Source organism: Halomonas halophila, from assembly GCF_030406665.1.
GTDB classification, from domain to species: Bacteria; Pseudomonadota; Gammaproteobacteria; order Pseudomonadales; family Halomonadaceae; genus Halomonas; species Halomonas halophila.
Window position 1 is genome coordinate 269,925 of record NZ_CP129121.1, and the last position, 17,417, is coordinate 287,341.

15 protein-coding genes and 1 riboswitch are annotated in these 17,417 nt (G+C 69.9%); of the genes, 6 read left to right on the plus strand and 9 right to left on the minus strand.

The features are described 5' to 3' along the window. Position 1: 1 nt before the first annotated feature. The 6 genes from QWG60_RS01195 to QWG60_RS01220 all read right to left on the minus strand — a co-directional run bounded on the left by QWG60_RS01195 (position 2) and on the right by QWG60_RS01220 (position 4,978). On the minus strand, positions 2-313 hold the full coding sequence (locus QWG60_RS01195; protein WP_146909632.1) for a hypothetical protein: 312 nt from the start codon (positions 311-313) through the stop codon (positions 2-4). Between the two features lie 52 nt (positions 314-365). Next, positions 366-1,430: a class II fructose-bisphosphate aldolase gene (gene fba / locus QWG60_RS01200; protein WP_035597188.1), complete on the minus strand. Its 1,065-nt coding sequence runs from the start codon at positions 1,428-1,430 to the stop codon at positions 366-368. A 61-nt stretch (positions 1,431-1,491) separates the two neighbouring features. After that, positions 1,492-2,655: a phosphoglycerate kinase gene (locus QWG60_RS01205; RefSeq protein WP_107181137.1), complete on the minus strand. Its 1,164-nt coding sequence runs from the start codon at positions 2,653-2,655 to the stop codon at positions 1,492-1,494. A gap of 37 nt (positions 2,656-2,692) precedes the next feature. Then, positions 2,693-3,727: a type I glyceraldehyde-3-phosphate dehydrogenase gene (locus QWG60_RS01210; RefSeq protein WP_046078476.1), complete on the minus strand. Its 1,035-nt coding sequence runs from the start codon at positions 3,725-3,727 to the stop codon at positions 2,693-2,695. Positions 3,728-3,881: 154 nt separating this feature from the next. Continuing rightward, the gene (locus QWG60_RS01215; protein ID WP_046078475.1) at positions 3,882-4,604 is read right to left on the minus strand and encodes an LrgB family protein; all 723 of its coding nucleotides are present in this window, start codon (positions 4,602-4,604) and stop codon (positions 3,882-3,884) included. Then, the gene (locus QWG60_RS01220; RefSeq protein ID WP_046078513.1) at positions 4,601-4,978 is read right to left on the minus strand and encodes a CidA/LrgA family protein; all 378 of its coding nucleotides are present in this window, start codon (positions 4,976-4,978) and stop codon (positions 4,601-4,603) included. The genes QWG60_RS01215 and QWG60_RS01220 overlap by 4 nt, the downstream gene beginning before the upstream one ends. A 248-nt stretch (positions 4,979-5,226) precedes the next feature. Between QWG60_RS01220 and QWG60_RS01225 the strand changes: the two genes are divergently transcribed. Next, entirely contained in the window at positions 5,227-6,279 is a 1,053-nt protein-coding gene (locus QWG60_RS01225) for a class I fructose-bisphosphate aldolase (protein ID WP_035597176.1), read from the plus strand. A gap of 88 nt (positions 6,280-6,367) precedes the next feature. On the opposite strand, the gene QWG60_RS01230 is transcribed toward QWG60_RS01225, so the two are convergent. Both QWG60_RS01230 and tkt read right to left on the minus strand, forming a co-directional pair. Then, complete coding sequence (locus QWG60_RS01230) at positions 6,368-6,850, minus strand: 6,7-dimethyl-8-ribityllumazine synthase (RefSeq protein ID WP_107181139.1); 483 nt, start codon at positions 6,848-6,850, stop codon at positions 6,368-6,370. Between the two features lie 102 nt (positions 6,851-6,952). After that, a riboswitch (FMN riboswitch) is annotated at positions 6,953-7,135 on the minus strand. Positions 7,136-7,255: 120 nt separating this feature from the next. Beyond that, positions 7,256-9,262, minus strand: coding sequence for a transketolase (tkt, locus tag QWG60_RS01235; RefSeq protein ID WP_146909630.1), 2,007 nt, complete (start codon positions 9,260-9,262; stop codon positions 7,256-7,258). A 328-nt stretch (positions 9,263-9,590) separates the two neighbouring features. On the opposite strand from tkt, the gene metK reads away from it, so the two are divergent. The 4 genes from metK to QWG60_RS01255 all read left to right on the plus strand — a co-directional run bounded on the left by metK (position 9,591) and on the right by QWG60_RS01255 (position 15,108). Continuing rightward, positions 9,591-10,811, plus strand: a complete 1,221-nt coding sequence (gene metK / locus QWG60_RS01240; RefSeq protein ID WP_046078472.1) for a methionine adenosyltransferase — start codon at positions 9,591-9,593, stop codon at positions 10,809-10,811. A 95-nt stretch (positions 10,812-10,906) separates the two neighbouring features. Beyond that, positions 10,907-12,619 carry an NAD-dependent DNA ligase LigB gene (gene ligB, locus QWG60_RS01245; protein WP_146909628.1) on the plus strand — a complete coding sequence of 571 codons (1,713 nt, stop codon included), beginning with the start codon at positions 10,907-10,909 and terminating at the stop codon, positions 12,617-12,619. Positions 12,620-12,683: 64 nt separating this feature from the next. After that, positions 12,684-14,093, plus strand: coding sequence for an adenosylhomocysteinase (gene ahcY, locus QWG60_RS01250; protein ID WP_146909626.1), 1,410 nt, complete (start codon positions 12,684-12,686; stop codon positions 14,091-14,093). Between the two features lie 193 nt (positions 14,094-14,286). After that, positions 14,287-15,108, plus strand: coding sequence for a UDP-2,3-diacylglucosamine diphosphatase (locus tag QWG60_RS01255; RefSeq protein WP_046078469.1), 822 nt, complete (start codon positions 14,287-14,289; stop codon positions 15,106-15,108). Positions 15,109-15,130: 22 nt separating this feature from the next. Here QWG60_RS01255 and QWG60_RS01260 read toward each other — a convergent pair whose 3' ends face one another. Continuing rightward, on the minus strand, positions 15,131-16,063 hold the full coding sequence (locus tag QWG60_RS01260; RefSeq protein WP_146909624.1) for an AEC family transporter: 933 nt from the start codon (positions 16,061-16,063) through the stop codon (positions 15,131-15,133). A 245-nt stretch (positions 16,064-16,308) separates the two neighbouring features. On the opposite strand from QWG60_RS01260, the gene metF reads away from it, so the two are divergent. Beyond that, positions 16,309-17,151 carry a methylenetetrahydrofolate reductase [NAD(P)H] gene (gene metF, locus QWG60_RS01265; RefSeq protein ID WP_046078467.1) on the plus strand — a complete coding sequence of 281 codons (843 nt, stop codon included), beginning with the start codon at positions 16,309-16,311 and terminating at the stop codon, positions 17,149-17,151. Positions 17,152-17,417 lie beyond the last annotated feature (266 nt).

A 17,417-nucleotide genomic window follows, 5' to 3' on the forward strand; every position in this document is an offset into this window, starting at 1 on the left:
GTCAGCGTGCGGCGTGGCGGCCGCAGTTCTCGCGGTAGGCCGGGGCGTCGGCGCCCAATGCCAGCTGCTCGGTGACGGTGTGGTAGTAGAACGGCAGGGCGGGGCGGTCGGCGCGCACGGCGTCGCCGCACAGGCCGTAGCCCTTGTTCACCTCGAGCAGGCGCTCGATCTCGACGTCGTCCTGGGCGTTGAGGCGCTCGGCGATACGGGCGGCGATCTGGTCGTTGCGGTCGTTGTCGGCCATCCACTGGCCGCCGAAGATCAGGCCGGCGACGAGCAGGATGGCGACCACGGGAATCCACAGATTGTGCATGGCGGGGCTCGCATGATGCCCGCCGGCACGGAGGCCGGCGGGGCGGGGACGCTTACTTGACGCGCGGGTCCAGTTCGCCGCGCTCGTAGCGCAGGAACATCTCTTCCAGGTTGATCGGCTTGATCTTGCTGGCCTGGCCGGCGGTGCCGAAGGCTTCGTAGCGGGCCTTGCAGACTTCCTTCATGGCCGCGGTGCTGACCTTGAGGAACTTGCGCGGGTCGAACTCGGCCGGGTGCTCGGCCAGGAAGCGACGCACCGCGCCGGTGGAGGCCAGGCGCAGGTCGGTGTCGATGTTGACCTTGCGCACGCCGTGCTTGATGCCCTCGACGATCTCCTCGACCGGCACGCCGTAGGTCTCGGGGATGGCGCCGCCGAACTCGTTGATCACCTCGAGCCACTCCTGCGGCACGGAGGAGGAGCCGTGCATCACCAGGTGGGTCTCGGGGATGCGGGCGTGGATCTCCTTGATGCGCTGGATGGAGAGGGTGTCGCCGGTGGGCGGCTGGGTGAACTTGTAGGCGCCGTGGCTGGTGCCGATGGCGATCGCCAGGGCGTCCACGTGGGTGGCCTTGACGAACTCGGCGGCCTCTTCCGGGTCGGTCAGCAGCTGGTCGTGATCGAGCTTGCCCTCGGCGCCGACGCCGTCTTCCTCGCCGGCCATGCCGGTTTCCAGGCTACCCAGGCAGCCCAGCTCGCCCTCGACGGAGACGCCGCAGGCGTGGGCCATCTCGACGGTGCGACGGGTGACGTCGACGTTGTAGTCGTAGCTGGTCGGGGTCTTGCCGTCGGTGCCCAGCGAGCCGTCCATCATCACCGAGGAGAAGCCCAGCTGGATGGAGCGCTGGCACACCGCGGGGCTGGTGCCGTGGTCCTGGTGCATGACCACCGGGATGTGCGGGAATTCCTCGACGGCGGCCAGGATCAGGTGGCGCAGGAAGGGCGCACCGGCATACTTGCGGGCGCCGGCGGAGGCCTGGACGATCACCGGAGAGTCGGTCTCGTCGGCGGCTTCCATGATGGCGCGCATCTGCTCGAGGTTGTTGACGTTGAACGCCGGGATGCCGTAGCCGTGCTCGGCGGCGTGGTCCAGCATCTGGCGCATGCTGATCAGTGCCATGAAGTCACCCTTTGTCGTTTGAGGCGGCGGGCTGCGCCGCCTGCATCGCAGTAATGATGGTTTATTTTGCGGCGGCTTCGAGGGCCGCGACCGCCGGCAGCACCTTGCCCTCGACGTATTCGAGGAAGGCGCCGCCGCCGGTGGAGATGTAGGAGACCCGGTCGGCGATGCCGTACTTGTCGATGGCCGCCAGGGTGTCGCCGCCGCCGGCGATGGAGAAACCGTCGCTCTCGGCGATGGCGTAGGACAGCGCCTCGGTGCCGTGGCCGAACTGGTCGATCTCGAACACGCCGACCGGGCCGTTCCACAGGATGGTGCCGGCGGCCTTGAGCTGCTCGCCGAGCCTGGCGGCGGTGTCCGGGCCGATGTCGAGGATCATCTCGTCATCATTCACCTGGTCGACCGGCTTGGTCACCGCGGTGGCGCTGTCGGAGAACTCGGTGGCCACCACCACGTCGGAGGGCAGCGGGATCTCGACCTTGTCCATCAGCGCCTTGGCGGCCTCGACCAGGTCGGCCTCGTGCAGCGACTTGCCGACGTTGTAGCCGGCCGCGGCGATGAAGGTGTTGGCGATGCCGCCGCCGACGATGATGCGGTCGCACTTCTCGGACAGCGCGTTGAGCACCTCGAGCTTGGTGGAGACCTTGGAGCCGCCGACGATGGCGGTCATCGGGCGCTTGGGCGTGGCCAGCGCCTTCTCCAGTGCCTCGAGTTCCTGGGCCAGCAGCGGGCCGGCGCAGGCGGCGGGAGCGAAGCGCGCCACGCCGTGGGTCGAGGCCTGGGCGCGGTGGGCGGTGCCGAAGGCATCCATCACGTAGACGTCGCACAGCGCGGCGTAGGCCTTGGCCAGCGCCTCGTCGTCCTTCTTCTCGCCCTTGTTGAAGCGTACGTTCTCCAGCAGCACGACCTCGCCGTCGGTGAAGGCGGGTGCCGTCTCCAGGTAGTCCTCGACCAGGCGCACCGGGCGACCGAGCAGGCCGGAGAGATGCTCGGCCACCGGCGCCAGGGAGAACTCCTCGGCCGGCTCACCCTCGGTGGGGCGTCCCAGGTGGCTCATCAGCATCACCTTGCCGCCGGCCTCGAGTGCCGCCTGGATGGTCGGCAGGGCGGCCCGCAGGCGGGCGTCGCTGGTCACCTGGCCGTTCTTGACGGGCACGTTCAGGTCCTCGCGGATCAGCACTCGCTGGCCGTCGAGGTCGAGGTCGGTCATCTTGCGCACGTTCATGGAAGCAGATTCCTCGTCTGGGAAAGCCGAAGGGGTCTCAGGCATCGGAGGGTGGCACCGGGCCCAGTCGCGCGATGCGGCCGGCGACGTCGAGCATGCGATTGGCGAAGCCCCACTCGTTGTCGAACCAGCACAGCATCTTGATCAGGCGGCCGCCGGCCACCCGGGTCTGGGTGGCGTCCACGATACCGGAGCGCGGATCGTGGTTGAAGTCGACCGAGGCCATGGGCGTTTCGGTGTAGCCGAGCAGCCCGGCGAGCCGTCGGGCGCTGGCCTCGCGGAGCAGGGCGTTGACCGTCTCGGCGTCGGTATCGGTGCGCACCGAGAGGGCCAGATCCATGGCCGAGACGTTGATGGTCGGCACCCGCACGTGCAGGCATTCGAAGCGGTCGGCCAGGTGCGGCATCAGGCGGTTGATGCCGCGCGCAAGGCCGGTGTCCACCGGCACGATGGAGTGCATTGCCGAGCGCGTCAGGCGCAGGTCGGTCTGGTGATAGGCGTCGATCACCGGCTGGTCGTTCATCGCCGAGTGAATGGTGGTGGTGACGCCGTGGTCGAGGCCCAGCGCCTCGTCGAGCACCGTCAGCACCGGCACCAGGCAGTTGGTGGTGCAGGAGGCGGCGGAGATCACCCGGCACTCGGGCGTCAGGTCGGCGTCGTTGATGCCGCTGACGATGGTGGCGTCGACGTCGCTCTCGGCGGGCTGGGAGAACAGCAGTCGCGCGGCGCCGGCGGCCAGGTGGGCCTCGGCGACATCGCGCTCCTTGAAGCTGCCGGAGCATTCCAGCACCAGGTCGATCCCGAGCTCGGCCCAGGGCAGGGCGGCCGGGTCGGCCTCGGAGAGCACCCGGATCGGACGGCCGTCGATCACCAGGTGTTCGCCGTCGACTTCCACGCTGCCGGGGAAGCGACCGTGGGTGGTGTCGAAGCGGGTCAGGTAGGCGATGGTGTCGAGCCCGGACAGCTCGTTGAGGGCCACTACCTCGAGTTCCGGCATGTCGCGCTCGACGAGCGCGCGCAGCACGCACTGGCCGATGCGGCCGTAACCGTTGATGGCGATGCGTAGGGCCATGGCCTGTCCTGGGCTCCCGAATCCGGTGGGCGAGAGGCGGCGATTCTAGCCTATTTCGCGATCGGCGTCGCCGGTCGGGGCGGCCGAGGCATGCGCGTCGGCGCCGCTCATGCTGCCGTGTGCGACGAAAGTCGCCCGCTGGCGGAGGTGGCGTCTAGAGGCCCAGCAGCCGCCAGGCCAGCGGCAGGCACAGGGCGGTGAGGATGCCGGTCAGGCTCATCCCCAGCGAGGCGAAGGCACCGGCGGCGGGGCTCATCTCGAAGGCGCGCACGGTGCCGATGGCATGGCCGTTGACCCCCAGGGCGAAGCCGAGGATACGATGGTCGCGAATGCCCAGCGCCGGGGCCAGCAGGCTGACCGCCAGGGTCGCCATCACGCCGGTGAGCAGCAGCCCGCCCATCAGCAGCGGCACCGAGCCGCCGAGTTCCTCGACGATGCCGAGCGCGATCGGTGCGGTCACCGACTTGGGGGCCAGCGAGGCCAGCACCTCGGGGCTGGCGCCCAGCGCCCAGGCCAGCGCCAGCGAATAGCACGAGGCCAGGGCCGCCGCCGGCGGCAGACTCAGCGCCAGCGGTTTCCACAGCGTGCGGATGTGGGGCAGCTGCTGGTAGAGGGGCACCCCGAGCGCCACCGTGGCCGGGCCGAGCAGCAGCATCAGCCAGTCGGCGCCGCGCCGGTAGTCGGCGACGTCGATGGACAGCCCCCACAGTGTGGCGGCGACCAGCAACGCGGCCAGCAGCACCGCCGGGCACCAGCCGGGGCGCCCCAGGCGCTCGACGGCCCACAGGGCGGCGAGATAGGCGGCCAGCGTCAGGGCGATGGCCGACAGCGGAGTGGCCAGCAGCGCTTCGCGCACCGCCACCAGGGCGTCGCTCATGAGCGGGACTCCGGCGGCGCGTCCGCGTCGGGCTCGGCGGGCATGCAGCGGCGCATCAGCAGCAGGGTGGTCAGCACGCTGGCCAGGGTGCCGACCACCAGCGCCACCGCGACGGCCAGCCACTGGCCGGCGAAGTCGTCCGCGACGAAGAACACGCCCACCACGCCGGGCATGATCAGCATCGCCAGCAGGCCGATCAGCGGCTGGCCGGCGGCGGCGATGTCATCGAGCCGGCCGATGCGCAGCATCAGCAGGATAGTCATCAGCAGCATGCCCACCACCCCGGCCGAGACCGGCAGGTCGAGCAGCACCACCAGCGTCTCGCCGGCCAGCCACACCCCCGTGAGCCACAGAAACCCGCGCAGTACTGCGATCACCTCGTCCTCCCTGACGGATTGTTCCACTCAGGCGTCATCATGCCAGAGCGGCGGGGGGAAATCCGTTCGCCGTCGCTGGCCGCGCCCTGTGGGCGCCCGGAGACTGTCGCTGGCGGGAGGCGCCGACAAGTCGGGTTCGGGGGAGCGAAGACGACGCCGTTTTCGTCGCGTCGGTGGGCTGTCGACGGCCGGCGCTTGCTCTAGGCTAGGGGAACCGTCCGTCAATCATCAGGAGAGAGGGTGCGATGACCGATATAGCGCAGTTGCTCGGCAGCGAAACGGAAAGCCTGCTGACCCACCAGTGCCGGGGCATTCCGGCGGCGTCGATTCACGCGCCGGGCCCGGACTACGTCGACCGGGTAATGGCCCACAGCGACCGCCGGCCCCACGTGCTGCGCAACATGCAGGCGCTGTTCGATCACGGTCGGCTCGGCGGCACCGGCTACCTGAGTATCCTGCCGGTGGATCAGGGCATCGAGCACTCCGCCGGGGCGTCCTTCGCGCCCAACCCGCTCTACTTCGACCCGGCCAACATCGTCGAGCTGGCCATCGAAGGCGGCTGCAACGCCGTGGCCTCGACCCTGGGCGGGCTGTCCTCGGTGGCGCGGCAGTACGCGCACAAGATCCCGATGCTGCTCAAGCTCAACCACAACGAGACGCTGACCTATCCGGCGGTCTACGACCAGACGCTGTTCGCCCAGGTCGAGCAGGCCTTCGAGATGGGCTGTGCGGCGGTGGGGGCGACCATCTACTTCGGCTCGCCCGAGAGCCGCCGCCAGATCGGCGAGATCAGCCAGGCCTTCGAGCGCGCCCACGAGCTGGGCATGGTCACGGTGCTGTGGGCCTACCTGCGCAACCCGGCCTTCAAGCACGAGGGCCAGGACTACCACACCGCCGCCGACCTCACCGGCCAGGCGATCCACCTGGCGGCGACCCTCAAGGCCGATATCGTCAAGCAGAAGATGGCCGAGACCAACGCCGGCTATCGCGACATCGGCTTCGGCCACACCCACGCCAAGGTCTACGACGAGCTGACCTCCGAGCATCCCATCGACCTGGCCCGCTACCAGGTGGCCAGCAGTTACATGGGCCGCGCCGGGCTGATCAACTCCGGCGGTGCGGCGGGCGGCGAGAGCGACCTGGCCCAGGCGGTGCGCACCGCGGTGATCAACAAGCGCGCCGGGGGCATGGGGCTGATCTCCGGCCGCAAGGCCTTCCAGAAGTCGATGGCCGAGGGCGTCGAGCTGCTCCATGCCATCCAGGACGTCTACCTGGACGACGGCATCACCCTGGCTTGATCCGGGGCGCGAGAGGCACAACGAAAAAGGCACGGCATAAGCCGTGCCTTTTTCGTTGTCACCTCGCCGAGCGGGCGCCAGACATGGCTCAGGCGTCGATCAGCTTGCGCGCCTCGCGCAGGTTGGCAAGCGTCATGGCGCAGGAGTCGGCGGCCTCGCGGCCCTTGGTCACGAAGTGTTCGTGGTAGAAGGCCGTGTGGGTGGCGTGCTCGTGGAAGTGGTGGGGCGTGAGCACCACCGACAGCACCGGCACCTCGGTGTCCAGCTGGACGCGCATCATGCCGTCGATCACCGCGTGGGCGACGAAGTCGTGGCGGTAGATGCCGCCGTCGACCACGAAGCCGGCGCCGACGATGGCGTCATAGCGGCCGCTTTTCGCCAGCAGCTTGGCCTGCAGCGGGATCTCGTAGGCGCCGGCGACGCTGACAACGTCGATGCGGTCGGCCGCGATGCCGTGCTGCTCGGCGAGGGTGGCGGTGAAGGCCTCGCGGGCCTGGCCGACGATGTCGCTGTGCCAGCTGGCCTGGATGAAGGCGATGCGGGGGGCGTGTTCGAACTTCGACTGATTCATGGTCTTCCTCGAAAAAGCTACCAGAATCAGGGCATGCGGAACCGTCGACGGATAAACGGGGCGTGCGGCATCGACCGCGCGTCCGCGCCTTCCCGGCTGGGGTGCCGTTCTCTTTCATCCGGACTGTGACCGTCGGCTTCGGGATCTCACCGAATCTGCTGACCCCGGCAACCGTGTTGGCCGGCCGGGCGCTCGCGGGCTCGTGTCGCTGGCAGGCTCGTATCGAACGAGGCGCGCGGGACCATCACCGCCGGTGGGGACTTTCACCCCGCCCTGAGAACAGTGGCCATGGGACATGGCCGAGGCTTCATCATAGGGGCTCGCGCGGGGCGCGCCAAGGCGTGGCGTCCACAAAAAAGGCACGGCGTGAGCCGTGCCTTCTCGATGTCGCAGAGAGTGTTGCGATCAGTCGTCGTCGGCATCGTCCAGCAGCTGCTCGGCCTCGCCCACCACGTTTTCCACGGTGAAGCCGAAGTGCTTGAACAGGTCGCCGGCCGGGGCGGACTCGCCGAAGGTGCTCATGCCGACGATGCGGCCCTCGAGACCCACGTACTTGTACCAGAAGTCGCGATGACCGGCCTCGACGGCGATGCGGTTGCCCACTTCGGCCGGCAGCACGGCCTGGCGGTAGGCGGCGTCCTGGGCGTCGAAGACGTCGGTGGACGGCATCGACACCACGCGCACCGCGCGGCCCTGCTCGGCGAGCACGGCGGCGGCGTCCATGGCCAGGCCGACCTCGGAGCCGGTGGCGATCAGGATCAGCTCCGGGGTACCGTCGCAGTCCTTGAGCACGTAGCCGCCGCGCTGGATGTCGGCCAGCTGCTGGGTGTCGCGCTGCTGGTGCGGCAGGCCCTGGCGGGACAGCACCAGCGCGGTCGGGCCGGCCTGACGCTTGATGGCCGCGTTCCAGGCCGCGGCGGTCTCCACGGCGTCGCAGGGGCGCCAGGTGGAGAGATTCGGCGTGGTGCGCAGGCTGGTCAGCTGCTCGACCGGCTGGTGGGTCGGGCCGTCCTCGCCCAGGCCGATGGAGTCGTGGGTGAAGACATAGGCCGCGCGCTGGCCCATCAGCGCCGCCATGCGCACGGCATTGCGCATGTATTCCATGAAGATCAGGAAGGTGGCGCCGTAGGGCACGAAGCCGCCGTGCAGGGCCAGGCCGTTCATGATCGCGCCCATGCCGAACTCGCGCACGCCGTAGTGCAGGTAGTTGCCGCCCGGCACGTCGGTGGAGATCGCCTCGGCGCCCTTCCAGAAGGTCAGGTTGGACGGCGCCAGGTCGGCGCTGCCGCCGAGCAGTTCGGGCAGCTGCGGGCCGAGCTCGTTGAGGCAGGCCAGCGAGGCCTTGCGGCTGGCGACGGAGTCGCCCTTTTCCTGGGCCTGCTTGATCATCGCCTCGCTGGTCAGCTCGGCGGGCAGCTCGCCCTTCTGGCGGCGCAGGAACTCGCGGGCCAGCTCCGGGTGGGCCTCGGCGTAGCGGTCGAAGCGCGTCTGCCACTCGGCCTGGCGGGTGCTGCCGGCCTCGTTGGCGTCCCAGCCCTGGTAGATGTCTTCCGGCACGTGGAAGGGCGCGTGGGACCAGCCCAGCTGCTGACGGGCCGCGGCGACCTCGTCCTCGCCCAGGGCGGCGCCGTGGCACTCTTCCTTGCCCTGCTTGTTGGGCGCGCCGAAGCCGATGATGGTCTTGCAGACGATCAGGCTCGGCTTGTCGTCGTGCTGGCGGGCCAGCTCGATGGCGGCCTTGATCTCCTCGGGCTTGTGGCCATCGACGGCGGGCACCACGTGCCAGCCGTAGGCCTCGAAGCGCTTGGCGGTGTCGTCGGTGAACCAGCCCTCGACCTCGCCGTCGATGGAGATGCCGTTGTCGTCGTAGAAGGCGATCAGCTTGCCCAGCTGCTGGGTGCCGGCCAGCGAGCTGACCTCGTGGGAGACGCCTTCCATCAGGCAGCCGTCACCCAGGAAGCAGTAGGTGTAGTGGTCGACGATCTCGTGGCCCGGGCGGTTGAACTGGGCCGCCAGGGTGCGCTCGGCGAGCGCCATGCCCACGGCGTTGGCCAGGCCTTGGCCCAGCGGGCCGGTGGTGGTCTCGACGCCCGGCGCGTAGCCGTATTCCGGGTGGCCGGCGGTCTTGGCGTGCAGCTGGCGGAAGTTCTGCAGCTGTTCCAGGCCGAGCTCGTAGCCGGAGAGGTGCAGCAGGGAATAGAGCAGCATGGAGCCGTGGCCGTTGGACAGCACGAAGCGGTCGCGGTCCGGCCAGTGCGGGTCGGCCGGGTTGTGCTGGAGGTAGTCGTTCCACAGCACCTCGGCGATGTCGGCCATGCCCATGGGGGCGCCGGGGTGGCCGGAATTGGCCTTCTGGACGGCGTCCATGGACAGGGCGCGAATGGCATTGGCCAGTTCGAAACGGGACGGCATGGGGGTCAGCTCCTCGCCTGCGGCAGATAAGTAGCAATGACGCAGCCCGGTCGGGGGTGGCCGGGCATGGATCTCGGCTGGAATGTGCCGCGAAATGGGGCGGCACGCACGAATCAGGGCGAACATTGTCGCCGAATGGGCCGCGGCCTTCAAATCGCCGCGCCAGCGTGCGCGCCTGGCGGCCCCGGCGTCGGAGCGGCGCTAGGAAGCCCCGCGGCGAGCGTGTAAAATCCGCTCCCAGCCGGTCCGCCCGGGCCTCGGCGCCATGCCACCGCCCGAGCCTTGGGGCCAGATGCCTTCCTCCCATTTCCTGAGGGCCGAGGACGCCATGAGCGAATACTCCCTGTTTACCTCCGAATCCGTCTCCGAGGGGCACCCGGACAAGATCGCGGATCAGATCTCCGACGCGGTGCTCGACGCCATCATCGCCCGCGACCGCAACGCCCGCGTGGCTTGCGAGACCATGGTCAAGACCGGCGTGGCCATCGTCGCCGGCGAGATCACCACCTCGGCCTGGGTCGACCTGGAGGACCTGGTGCGCCGGGTGATCCTCGACATCGGCTATACCTCCTCCGACGTCGGCTTCGACGGCGAGACCTGCGGCGTGCTCAACCTGATCGGCAAGCAGAGCGTCGACATCGCCCAGGGCGTCGACCGCAGCAAGCCCGAGGACCAGGGCGCCGGTGACCAGGGCCTAATGTTCGGCTACGCCACCGACGAGACCGACTCCTACATGCCGGCGCCGATCCACTACTCGCACCGTCTGGTGGAGCGCCAGGCCGAGCTGCGCCGCAACGGCATGCTGCCGTGGCTGCGTCCGGACGCCAAGAGCCAGCTGACCTTCCGCTACGACGAGCACGGCAAGCCCTGCGCCGTCGACGCCGTGGTGCTCTCCACCCAGCACGACCCGGAGATCGACCAGGACGACCTGCGCAAGATGGTCAAGCGCGAGATCATCGAGCAGGTGATCCCGGCCGAGTGGCTGACCGAGACCACCGAGTACCACATCAACCCGACCGGCAAGTTCGTGATCGGCGGCCCGGTGGGCGACTGCGGCCTGACCGGGCGCAAGATCATCGTCGACACCTACGGCGGCATGGCCCGCCACGGCGGCGGCGCCTTCTCCGGCAAGGATCCGTCCAAGGTCGACCGCAGCGCCGCCTACGCCGGCCGCTACGTGGCCAAGAACATCGTCGCCGCGGGCCTGGCCGAGCGCTGCGAGATCCAGGTCTCCTACGCCATCGGCGTGGCCGAGCCGACCTCGGTGTCGGTCAACACCTTCGGTACCGGCCGCATCAGCGACGAGCGCATCATCGAGCTGGTCCGCGAGCACTTCGATCTGCGGCCCAATGCCATCACCAGGATGCTCGACCTGCTGCACCCGATGTATCGCCTGACCGCGGCCTACGGCCATTTCGGCCGCGAGCCGTTCGAGACCTCCTACACCTGGACCGACACCCAGGGCGAGGAGCACACCGAGACCTTCACCGCCTTCCCCTGGGAGAAGACGGACCGCGCCCAGGCGCTGCGCGACGCCGCCGGCCTGTAAGCGACCTCGCCTCCGGGTGACTCGGGGCCCCGTCCGGCACATCGCCGGGCGGGGCCCTTTGCTAGGGTTGAGGCAGGCCCTCCGGAGTGCCCGCCATGCCGCGCCGTCTTTCCCTGCTTCTCCTCTGCCTGTGGTCGTTGCCGCTGCTCGCCGACTGTCCGAGCTGGTCGACGCCCCGGGCCGAGCGCGAGCTCAGCGCATTGCACGACCGCCTGAGCGCCTGGAACGCCGCCTATCGCCGCGACGGTAGCTCGCCGGTAAGCGACGCCGTCTATGATCAGGCCCGAGCGCGTTTCGACGCCTGGCGCCGCTGCTTTCCCGAGCAGGCCCCCGATGCGCCGGCACCCGACACCGGCCCGGCCGGCGAGCTCGCCCATCCCGTCGCCCAGACCGGGCTTGCCAAGCTCGCGGATGAAGACGCCGTGCGCGCCTGGCTGGCGCGACGTGACGATGCCTGGCTGCAGCCCAAGGTGGATGGCGTGGCGGTGACGCTGGTCTACGAGGACGGCCGGCTGGCCCGGGCGATCAGCCGCGGCGACGGCGAAAGCGGCCAGGACTGGACGCGGCAAGTACGGCGCTTGCCCGCGGTGCCCGAGCGGCTGACGGGCACGCCGCCGGCCCGCGTGGTGCTGCAGGGCGAGCTCTACCGGCGCCTCGACGGCCACGTTCAGGCGGAGACGGGAAGCGCGGGCGCGCGCAGCGAGGTGGCGGGCTGGCTGGCGAGGGAAGAGCTCGATGCGACCACGGCCGGCGAGATCGGCCTGTTCGTGTGGGCCTGGCCCGACGGGCCGGCGACCATGGGCGAGCGCCTCGAGGGCCTCGCCGCCATGGGCTTCCCCGAGACGGCGCGCTGGAGCCGCCCCGTGGCGGCGTTTGAGGAGGTGAAGCGCCTGCGCGATCGTCGCTATCGCGGTGCGCTGCCCTTCGCCACCGACGGCGTGGTGCTCAAGCAGGGCCGTCGGCCGGACGGCGAGCGCTGGCGAGCCGAGCCGCCGGACTGGGCCGCGGCCTGGAAATATCCGCCCCGGGAGGCGCTGGCCGAGGTGCGCGGCGTCGAGTTCCGCGTCGGCCGCACCGGGCGCATCACGCCACTGCTGCACCTGGTGCCGGTCACCCTCGACGGACGCCGCGTGAGCCGGGTGTCGGCGGGCTCGCTCGAACGCTGGGAGACACTCGATATTCGCCCCGGCGATCGCGTGGTCGTGGCCCTGGCCGGGCTGACGATCCCGCGGCTGGACGGCGTGGCCTGGCGGGCGGTCGAGCGGCCCGACCTCTCGCCGCCGTCCGCCGATGACCATGGCCCGCTTTCCTGCTGGCACCCGACGCCGGGCTGCGAGGGCCAGTTCCTCGAACGGCTGACCTGGCTCTCCGGCGGATCGGCGCTGTCCATCCCCGGGCTCGGGCCGGGCACCTGGCGCGCCCTGCTCGAGGCCGGCCTGGTGCGGGATCTGCTCGACTGGCTGGCGCTATCGCCCGCCACCCTTGAGGGCGCCTCCGGCATCGGCGAGACCCGAGCCCGGCGGCTGGCCGAGCGCTTCGCGGCGACCCGGGCACGGCCGTTCGCCGCCTGGCTCGAGGCCCTCGGGCCGCCGCCCGGCTGGGACGCGGGGGACACCACGGGCTGGACGACCCTGGCGTCTCGACGCGAACGTGACTGGCGAGGCCTGCCCGGCGTGGGACCGGTGCGGGCCGAGGCGCTCGCGGCCTTCTTCGCCGACCCACAGGTACGAACGCTGGCGGCCCGGCTCGAGGCGGCCGGCATCGATGGTTTCTCGGGCGCCGCGAGCGTCCTCCCCGCGCAGCGTTGATTGTCCGCCGCTCGGCGGGCTGCCTATAGTGAGAGTCACGCTTTTCGTCGAGAAGAGGTGACCCATGAACCAGCCCGTCGTATCCGCCCCGCCGACCACGGACCACAAGGTGGCCGACCTCGAACTGGCCGACTGGGGCCGGCGCGAGATCCGCATCGCCGAGACCGAGATGCCGGCGCTGATGGCGATCCGCGACAAGTACCGCGACCGCCAGCCCCTGGCCGGTGCGCGCATCGCCGGCTGCATCCACATGACCATCCAGACCGCGGTGCTGATCGAGACCCTGATCGACCTCGGTGCCACGGTGCGCTGGTCGTCGTGCAACATCTTCTCCACCCAGGATCACGCCGCCGCGGCCATCGCCGCCGCCGGCATCCCGGTGTTCGCCTGGAAGGGCGAGACGGAAGAGGAGTTCTGGTGGTGCATCGAGCAGACCGTGAAGGGCCCCGACGGCTGGGCGCCCAACCTGGTGCTCGACGACGGCGGCGATCTCACCGCGCTGCTGCACGACAAGCGCCCCGAGTTGCTCGACGCGGTCCACGGCATCAGCGAGGAGACCACCACCGGCGTGCACCGGCTGCTGGAGATGGCCCGGGACGGCTCGCTGCGGGTGCCGGCGATCAACGTCAACGACGCCGTGACCAAGTCCAAGAACGACAACAAGTACGGCTGCCGCCACTCGCTGAGCGATGCCATCAAGCGCGCCACCGACCACCTGCTGGCCGGCAAGCAGGCGCTGGTGGTCGGCTACGGCGACGTGGGCAAGGGCTCGGCGGCCTCGCTGCGCCAGGAAGGCATGATCGTGAAGGTCAGCGAGATCGACCCGCTGTGCGCCATGCAGGCCTGCATGGACGGCTTCGAGGTGGTCTCGCCCTACTCGGGCGGCGTCAACGAGGGCATGCCTAGCATCGACCGCGCGCTGCTGTCGCGCATCGACCTGGTGGTGACCGCCACCGGCAACATCGACGCCTGCGACGCGGCCATGCTCAAGACCCTCAAGCCCGGCGCGGTGGTGTGCAACATCGGCCACTTCGACAGCGAGATCGACACCGCCTACATGCGCCGCCAGTGGCACTGGGAGGAGGTCAAGCCGCAGGTCCACAAGGTCTACCGCGACAGCGATCCCGGCGAATACGACCCGGACAGCCGCGACTACCTGATCCTGCTCTCGGAGGGGCGGCTGGTGAACCTCGGCAACGCCACCGGCCACCCGTCGCGGGTGATGGACGGCTCCTTCGCCAACCAGGTGCTGGCGCAGATCCACCTCTATGAGGGGCGCTTCGCCGAGCGCGACGAGGCCGAGCGGCGCGCAGCACTCACCGTCTCGGTGCTGCCGCGCCACCTGGACGAGGAAGTCGCCCGCTACATGGTGGAAGGCTTCGGCGGCGTGGTCACCCGCCTGAGCGAGGCCCAGGCCGAGTACACCGGCGTCGCGCCCGAGGGTCCGTTCAAGCCCGATGGGTATCGCTACTAGGTCTGGCTTCGACCGGAGCTGGAAGAACGCCCGCTTCGCGGGCTTAAGCTGGAAGCTTGAAGAAGACTCTTGACCCCATGATGGCGGGTTCATGCTGTCTTCCAGCTTCCCGCGACATGGGATCGTCACCTCGTCGCCCGGGGACTGTCATGCGCGGCGGGCATCCTGACCGGGTCACGTCAGGAGAATGCCCATGTCGACGCCCCCACGCGCGCGAACCCTCTTCGTGTCCGACATCCATCTCGGTACCCGGGACTGCCAGGCCGAGCTGCTGGCCAGCCTGCTGCGCCGGGTGCGGCCGGAGCGGCTCTATCTGGTCGGCGACATCGTCGACCTGATCGCCATGCAGAAGCGGGCGGTGCTGCCGCCGGCCCAGCAGCGGCTGGTGGCCAGGCTGCTGCGGCTGGCCCGCGGCGGCTGCGAGATCATCTATATCCCCGGCAATCACGACGCCGCCCTGCGCCGGCTGTGTGGGTTGCGCGTCCATCGGGTGCAGATCGAGCGCCGGGCGATCCACGTCACCGCCGACGGCCGGCGGCTGTTGGTCAGCCACGGCGACGAGTTCGACACCCACGTGCGCATCGCGCCCTGGATGCTGGCGCTGGGCGACGGCATGCACCAGTTCGTGCTGGCGCTCAACCGCTGGTGCAACCGTGCCCGGGGCGTGCTGGGGCTGCCGTACTGGTCGCTGGCCAGCGCGCTGAAGCGCCGGGTCGGCGCGGCCCAGCGCTACGTCGCCCAGTTCGAGCAGGCCGCCCTGCATCAGGCGGCCCGGGAGGGGCTCGACGGCTACGTCGGCGGCCACATCCACAAGGCCGGCTTCCGCGCCCGGGACGGCGTGCTCTACTGCAACGACGGCGACTGGGTCGAGCATTGCACCGCGCTGCTCGAGACCCCGGACGGCGCCCTGCGGCTGATCGACTGGCGGGGCGAGCTGATCGAGCGCGAGCCGCTCGTCGACGCCCCGGCCGTGCCCGAGGACGCGGATCTGGTCGGCGCCGCCCGGGTGCCGTGAGGCGCGGCTGGCCCGAGCGCGATCAGCCGCTGATCAGCGGCAGCATCCAGCCGAGGTAGAGCGGGATCAGCAGCGGGGCGGCGAGGGTGGTGAGCAGCACGGCCAGGGCGCCCTTCTCCGGGGCCATGCCGAGCTCCATGGCGACCACCACCACGTTGGCGGCCATCGGCACCACGCCGATCAGCAGCAGCGCCGTGGCCAGTGCGGGCGACAGGCCGGTCGTGGCCTGCAGGGCCAGTACCGCGCCCAGCGCCAGCAGCGGCCAGAAGACGTAGCGCACCGCCACGCAGGCGCCGATGAAGCGCCAGTCGAACTGGCGTATCGAGACCCGCCCCAGCGTCATGCCGATGATCATCATGCCGAGCAGGGTATAGGCGGGCGGGAAGACCTCGAGCCCCTCCATCACCGCGTTCGGCACCTCGAGGTCGGCGCCCTCCACCAGCAGCGCCGCCAGGAAGGCGTAGATCAGCGGCAGGCGCAGGATCTTGGCCAGGCTGTCGCGCACCGAGAAGCGACCCCGGGCGCTGAGATAGAAGCCCAGAGTGAACTCGTAGAGGGTCACGCCCAGCACGCCGAACAGGTACAGCGTCACGCCCTCCGGCGGCAGCAGCACCAGCGCCACCGGCAGGCCGAAGTAGCCGGTGTTGCCGGTGCCGGCGGAGAAGGCCAGCACCGCGCCTTCCTCGCCGGGCAGGGCGCGCCGGGCCACCGCGCTGACCAGCAGTGCCACCAGGCAGGCGGCGGCGAACAGCGAGGCGGTGATCAGCAGGTAGGCCGGGGTCGGCCCGCCGAGGATCAGCCCGCGGAAGAAGGTCAGCGGGGCGATCAGGTAGATCAGCAGGGTAGCGATGGGGCGGGGATCGACGGCCAGCCGCCGGGCCGCCAGCCAGCCCAGGCCGACGAAGGCCAGCAGCGTCCACAGCGGGCCCATTAGGGTATCGGGATCGAGGCTCATGCGTCGTCGTCTTCCTTGTCGAGCGAGGCCTCATGATGCCTGTTCGAGGCAGGACTGTCAGGCGGCCGCGGCGGGTATCTGGAGTCTCAGTCATGAGGAACCCGGGCTCTACATGAAAGAAATCGATACAGGACCGACGAAACTTTCATTGGTCGGCGCGCCGCCGGCTGTCCACAATAGGCGCATTCATCCGCCGCCCGTCGCCGACGCGGCTCCTTCACCGCTCCATCAAGAGGACTGGATCGATGAGCGCACAAGAGCACCCGCTGGGTATCAGCTTCGAATTCTTCCCGCCGAACACCGAGGCCGGGCGTGACAAGCTGATGCAGACCCGGGATGCCCTGGCCACCCGCGGCCCGCGCTTCTTCTCCGTCACCTACGGCGCCGGCGGCTCCACCCAGCATCGCACCACCGACACCGTGCGCATGGTGCGCGAGTCCGGCTTCACCACCGCGCCGCACCTGTCCTGCATCGGCAGCGAGAAGGCGGCCCTGCGCGACCTGCTGGCCCAGTATCGCGAGGAAGGCATCGACAGCCTGGTGGCCCTGCGCGGCGACCTGCCCTCCGGCATGGGCGGCATCGGCGAGCTGCGCTATGCCAACGAACTGGTCGAGTTCATCCGCGAGGAGACCGGCGACCACTTCAACATCGCCGTGGCCGCCTATCCGGAGACCCATCCTCAGGCGCCGAACGCCGACCGCGACGTGGAGAACTTCGCGCGCAAGATGAAGGCCGGGGCGAACCTCGCCATCACCCAGTACTTCTTCAACGCCGACGCCTATTTCCGCTTCGTCGAACGGGCCCGCGCCCTGGGCGTCGAGGCGCCGATCGTGCCCGGTATCATGCCGATCACCAACTACACCAAGCTGGCACGCTTCTCCGATGCCTGCGGCGCCGAGATTCCGCGCTGGATCCGCAAGCAGCTCGAGGCCTACGGCGACGACAGCGAGTCCATCGCCGCCTTCGGCGAGGACGTGATCTCACGCCTGAGCCAGCGCCTGCTCGACGGCGGCGCGCCGGGGCTGCACTTCTACACGCTGAACCAGGCCGAGCCCTCGCTGCGGGTGGTGGACAACATCTGCGGCTGAGCCCAAGGGCAGCCCCGGCTGCACTTCCCTTTCTATCTCGGCCTGAGCCAGGCCGAGCCCTCGCTGCGGGTGGCGGACAACATCTGCGGCTGAGCCGATGGCGCAGCGTGACGTAAGAAGGGCCCTGCCAGCGATGGCAGTGCCTTTTGTTTTCCGGCTCGTGGGAAGCCGGCGCATCGACGGTCCGTCTCCCGAACACATCTGTCTCCTGAATAGGCCGCGAGCCGTATCGGCTGGAGCCCGTGCCCGGTGACGCGGACAACGCA